The sequence below is a fragment of the Alistipes sp. ZOR0009 genome, from assembly GCF_000798815.1.
Lineage (GTDB): Bacteria > Bacteroidota > Bacteroidia > Bacteroidales > ZOR0009 > Acetobacteroides.
In genome coordinates, this window is the sequence record NZ_JTLD01000069.1 from 1 (window position 1) to 4834 (window position 4834).

3 protein-coding genes are annotated in these 4834 nt (G+C 35.6%); all 3 read right to left on the reverse strand.

Annotated features, from left to right (window positions below):
- Positions 1–462: 462 nt before the first annotated feature.
- The 3 genes from L990_RS15745 to L990_RS15755 all read right to left on the reverse strand — a co-directional run bounded on the left by L990_RS15745 (position 463) and on the right by L990_RS15755 (position 4521).
- Positions 463–1539: a heparan-alpha-glucosaminide N-acetyltransferase domain-containing protein gene (locus L990_RS15745; RefSeq protein WP_047451368.1), complete on the reverse strand. Its 1077-nt coding sequence runs from the start codon at positions 1537–1539 to the stop codon at positions 463–465.
- Between the two features lie 12 nt (positions 1540–1551).
- The gene (locus L990_RS15750) at positions 1552–3048 is read right to left on the reverse strand and encodes an FAD-dependent oxidoreductase (protein ID WP_047451369.1); all 1497 of its coding nucleotides are present in this window, start codon (positions 3046–3048) and stop codon (positions 1552–1554) included.
- Positions 3049–3417: 369 nt separating this feature from the next.
- Positions 3418–4521, reverse strand: coding sequence for a helix-turn-helix domain-containing protein (locus tag L990_RS15755; protein WP_047451371.1), 1104 nt, complete (start codon positions 4519–4521; stop codon positions 3418–3420).
- Positions 4522–4834: the final 313 nt, after the last annotated feature.

Sequence of the window (4834 nt, forward strand, 5' to 3'; positions counted from 1 at the left end):
AAAGAAACGAAGCAAAGAAAATCCTGTCGAGGCTTAACTCGCAGGCTGCGGCGTAGGGCCAATGCCCTCAAAATGTGCTAGCACGCGCGCTGAAGGGCTCTGCAATGCTCCATGTTGTGGTTGCTCCGCCCGCTTCAAACAGAACCCTCGACGGGGATGGTGTGGCTAGCGCCACCTTTACTACGGATGGAGGATTTTTTCTTTTAATTGCATTAGCTGCCGGATGAAGTTTGCCTGTTATAGGATTTATATTTTAGATATACATCCCACATTGAAAAAAAGGTATAAGTTTTATGTGATTTTTTTTTGCGCCAAAAAAGGAATGGCAAGAAAAGCCTTTTAAATGATGGCAGATTAATCTATAATTCTTTACTTTCTCTTCATTTCTAGAAATGCAGAAAAAGAAAACCCTCCGTTCGGTATAATTTTCTATGTTATGAACGGAAGGCTTTGCTTTTTATTTTAGCGGGTTTGTTTTGGCCTATTTCTCATTAATCGATTATGATATGTTGCAATCAGATCGCTAGCAAAAAATGTTGCAGATGATAGGAGTAGGCATTGTGTAAAACTTAGATCTTGAGATTTGATGAATAAAATTAACCAACCTATGATAATCCATTGTGCTAAATAAATAGATGTTACATTTCGGCTCCACCTATTTATGAAAGTAAGTGCTTTGTTGGGTAGTACCTTACTGAGGTGGTATAGTATGTATATCCAAACTAATACAAATGAAGTAAAAACAATGTTTTCAGGAAGGTGGTGATGGTAGTAATAAAAATCACTGTAATCATTTAGATTTATAATCTGGGGCTTATACAGTAATCCTGCTAGCATTATCAGTAATGCTGTTCCAAAACAGTAAAGATAAAATATCGATTTATTCAAACTTCGTATTTGATACCATCCCCAGACATATCCCGCTATAGGGTAAAATATCCATGTAAGAAATGGGAAAAACGAAATTTTACTTGAGCCCCAAATTAGTCCGCTTAAAGCAGCAGGTATCTTGCTCTCGAATTGAATGGGGCAAAGTTGCTGATTGATGAGAGCAAAAAGTAGCCCTAAGGCAATTAGTATGACATGGTTGATTTTATAGTAAATTACTAAACCGAAAAACAGCAATGCTAACCCCGCAAATTGGAGGATATCTATAAACAAGAGATTGCTTACAGCATTGTTTAGCATCTCACTATTTCCTGATTTGAACCAAAGAATAGTATAAGGTACTACACCTCTTAATATAGAGAGCAGATAGCCGACTAAAACGAGCATAATACCCCTTCTAAAAAGTTGCGCAGGGGCTGTTTTGTTTGAATAGTTAATTCCAACGCCGAGTAAAAACATAAAAACAGGAGCTGCAGGCACCTCTCCCAGTATGTCAATAATTTCTGGAGAAAAAGACGTATATGCTTTAGGTGATAAAAAATACTCTTGTACATGGACAAAGACCATAAATACAACAGCTAGTCCTCTGGCCAAGTCAAGTTCTATTTGTCTACCAATGTTGACTGGTATGTTAGAAAAATACGTATTCATATATGGCGACTCTTATTCTGTATCAATTAATCTTTCAGCTGCAAGGTAGCCCGATTCAACGGCAGATTCAAACGTAGGGTAGATCATGCTGTCTCCTGCTAAGAGTAAAGTTCCATAATTGATTTTGTCTAGCTTTAGCAACCTTTCATATGCGCCTAAGGTCATTACAGGATATCCATAAGGGAAATGCTCTATATCATAGCCTGTGATTTTTTTACTTGCACCAGGAAAGATTCTGTCTAAATCAGCATATACCTTACGCATTAGTTCAGCATCGCTCATTTTATCTAACGAATGATCGTCGGAGCTATGAGGCGCTATATATGCTGAAATAATATATGTTTCTGGAACTTTTTTTTCATAATATTTTTCAACCCAAGTCGCATCATATATATCAGTAAAGAAGTAATCATCAGGTACTGCTAAATCAAATGCTTTGTCAAATATTGGTGTTTTTGAAAACATCGCAACAGTGGCATAAGAGGCAAACTTGATCTGTGCAATTAAATCCTTCTTTTCTTGAGAAATCAAGGTAGGTGCAAGTTTGAGTGCAAGAGGAGCAGGAACTGCTAAGACAACTTTGTTTGCCATTACAATTTTAGTGCTGTCGTTTTTGTCTTTATAAACAACTATATAATATTTACCTTCCTTTTTTACCTCTACTACGTTGCTGCTGAGCCTTAATTTTTGAGACATAGTTTCGGCTAAACGCTCTGTGAGTTGGGTAAGTCCTTTCGTAAAGGTATACGATCCGGATTCTTCTTTCAACGCGTCCTGATATTCATTTTCGATATCAAAGTCGTTGGAAATATTATTCAAATCATCTTTATCATAGTCAAATGCTGCTTCAGGAATAAAGCTAAGTGCTGATATATTGTCAAGCGATGCTCCAAATAAGCCTCGTGAGGTTACATTATATTTATCGATATAGATGTTTTTAAAATTATTGCGCTGCAACCAACTTTTTGCAGTTGTATTGTCTAGCTCTTTAGTTTCATTGGTATACTTAATTTCAGGCACTTCATCGTACTTTTCATTTTCCTTAATTAGCAGATTGACAAATCGCTTGTATTCATCTACGCTACTACCATTTATTAGATATCTTTCAATGCCATTCGAACCATAGTAAAATGTTTTTCCGTCAAAATAGGCATCCATTGGCGATGGAATTTCTTTTGGCTCTAACCCAATATTTTTGATCATTTTTGAAAGTCGATTTTCTGGATCTCCCAGATATTCCGCTCCTTTGGCGTAGCTGAAGTTATTGCGAACTCCAGAAATCGCTCGACCTCCTACCGAATTTCGCTTTTCTAAAATCAAAAAATCTCTATTTCCAAGATAATGTCCGCAGCTAAGGCCAGCAATGCCCCCTCCAATAATAACAATGTCATGATGTTCAACGCCATTTATCTCATTTGAATAATCGGGCTCTGCTTTGCTGCACGAGCTGAATAGTAGAGCAGTAATAGTTGCTATTACTGCTAGCTTACTTTTGAGAGTCATCTTCATTTTCCTAGTTTTATTTGAGTTAATAATTGATAGAAAAAGTTTTGTGCAAAATTTAGATGTGATTTTGCATTTTCATTACTGTCTGTACGGCTTGAATATGCATTAACGCGAAAGGTTGGATCCCGTAAGGAACATTTTCTGCTATTTTATGAATGTCATGGTAGGGGATATGTCCACTTATGAGGTCAATCGAAACTTTGTCTACTTAATGGTAAAGTTCTTTTCAACTTCATGTTTGGACATCCTTTTTTTGACGCATATCACATTGTTTTGGGCGCAAAAGTAGAAGATGCTATGTGCTTATGAGTGTATAATTATAATTATAGACAAGTAAAATAGTCCTGATTTATAAATTAAAATATTTAAAAATCAGTAGTTTGCAGGTGTAGTTCCTACGAAACGTTTAAAGGCGATGTAGAATGCTGATTTTGAATTAAACCCTGCTTCAAATCCGATAGCCGTAAGAGTATAGTTTTTATATTCTGGATGGCGAAGAAGTCGTTTGGCCTCTTCAATACGATATGAGTTTATAAATTCAGAAAAGTTGCAATTGAAGTTTTCGTTAATTAGCTGGGATAGGATGTGGGGCTGTACTTCAATTAGCTCAGATAGTTTTTTAAGGGTGATTTGAGAGTCTAAATAAGGTTTATTCTGTATTATAAACATTTTAAGCTTTTCGGCTAATTCTTTTGAAGATTCCTCGTTTAGACGCGAATTTTTATATCGTTCCTTAGAGGAAGAAACATCGACTGCATTTTGGGACCATATAAGTTCATTGTATCCGATGCTAAATAGTAAAATGATAAGCGATATATAAACGATATAATAAACAAACTCAGGGGTTGGTATATTTATAACTGCTAAAATGGAAATAGAGGCTTCTACTATGTAAAAAGCTAGCAGCATTGATACAATAGTGCGAAGGGCTGATAAATCTACAGTTTTTACGTTTGAATAATTATCAAGTACTCCTTTGTGGTATTTTTTTAGAATTATCAAGGTTGGCAATATAAAAGATAGGTTAACAATAGATTCGATGAACCATTCTAGTGAATTTCCAATAAATCCATCCCCTTCTTTCATATACTGTTGAACATCATTAAGTCTATATTCGTGACCTTGGAAGAAAAAGATGCTGTAATACGTGAAATAAGCCAATAAGGGAAGCGTCATTATTAGATCCCTTTTTCGAAAAGAGGCTTTTCGGGCAATTATATTCTTGACATAAAGAAATATGCAGAATCCTAGAGCCATATTAAAGGGTTCGAGCATGTATGCCCAATCTACAATATTCAATATTAGTCCTGTATCATATCCGAAATCATTAAGCAAACGCAAAGAAAGTAACGTGATGCAAATAATAAGAGGTATGTTGAATAGTCTTTTTTCTTTTTTTAAAAGGAGTAAAACGGCTAAGAAAAAGCCTTGCGAAGCTCCAGCTAAAGTTATTAGGTCTATAAAACTTAGATTCATATAGTTTCTTTGCGAAAGGAGTGCATTTCTTATCGTGTATTGCAACCTGATTTCATTAGAACGAAAGTAGATTATTCGGTTAATCTTTGCAATACTTATTTTAAACCACAGCCTTATAATCTTCTATTTTGGGAGTGTATTTTGTTCCAATTTTTTCGATTCCTTTTTTGCGCCAAAAAAGGAATGGCAAGAAAAGCCTTTTAAATGATGACAGACTAACCTATAAAACATAACGTTCTCTTCATTTCTTTTTAGGAAAAAAGAAACGAAGCAAAGAAAATCCTGTCGAGGCTTAACTCGCAGGCTGCGGCGT

Excerpts from the sequence above, each read along its gene's own strand:
- L990_RS15745 (WP_047451368.1), bottom strand. The coding sequence starts at position 1,539 with ATGAATACGTATTTTTCTAACATACCAGTCAACATTGGTAGACAAATA.
- L990_RS15755 (WP_047451371.1), bottom strand. The coding sequence starts at position 4,521 with ATGAATCTAAGTTTTATAGACCTAATAACTTTAGCTGGAGCTTCGCAA.
- L990_RS15750 (WP_047451369.1), bottom strand. The coding sequence starts at position 3,048 with ATGAAGATGACTCTCAAAAGTAAGCTAGCAGTAATAGCAACTATTACT.